Source organism: Vibrio sp. 10N.222.46.A1 (genome assembly GCF_041473595.1).
GTDB classification, from domain to species: Bacteria; Pseudomonadota; Gammaproteobacteria; order Enterobacterales; family Vibrionaceae; genus Vibrio; species Vibrio tasmaniensis_A.
This window is the reverse complement of sequence record NZ_JBFRSN010001204.1, coordinates 1-631: the sequence shown is the minus strand read 5'-3', so window position 1 is coordinate 631 and position 631 is coordinate 1. Positions and strand designations below refer to the sequence as shown.

Genomic DNA, 631 nt, shown 5'->3' with positions numbered 1-631 from the left:
TGCTGATGGTACAACGCATACAGAGCAGTATCAGAAAGACCCCGGAGACACCGGAAATAGCCAACTTCTTTATGATTTTAGTTATTCATCACCAGATAATCCGATCGTTGGAATGGAGTTGTCATCGACAGGGGGCAGTTGGGAGTTACGCTATGTCCAAGGTAACGAGGCGGTAACTGAAGGCCCGCAGTTTGATTATGTCGCGGTCGACTCTAATGGCGCAGAAAGCACGGTAGAGACGGTCACCATAGATATCGAAGAACCGCAGCAATATAACGTTATTAGTGCAGCGAGTAATGAACCTTTGTATGCCGAGTCAGGCAACGATCTGCTGATTGGAGATAGCGGAGACAACATCTTCACTTGGCTAGACTCTACGCTCGACAATGGGACCGATATCATTAAAGACTTTGAGCTTTATACGGAGGGCGCCGGTGATCTGATTGACCTAAATGATCTACTTGAAGACCCACAAGATGAAACTCAAATGGCTGAGCTGCTTGGCATGATTGAAGTGTCTGTTGATGGAGACGATATCGCACTATCGATTCCAATCAATGGCGGCAGTGGTACTCAAACCATAGTGGTTGAAGGTATTGCAACGGAAATGGGAGCTTCGGTTGATCTCGGC

Annotated in this window: 1 protein-coding gene; it reads left to right on the top strand. The window is 47.2% G+C overall.

Going from position 1 to position 631, the window contains the following annotated elements:
* A partial coding sequence (locus tag AB4496_RS25205) for a type I secretion C-terminal target domain-containing protein (RefSeq protein WP_372132559.1) occupies window positions 1-631 on the top strand: 631 nt, incomplete at both ends.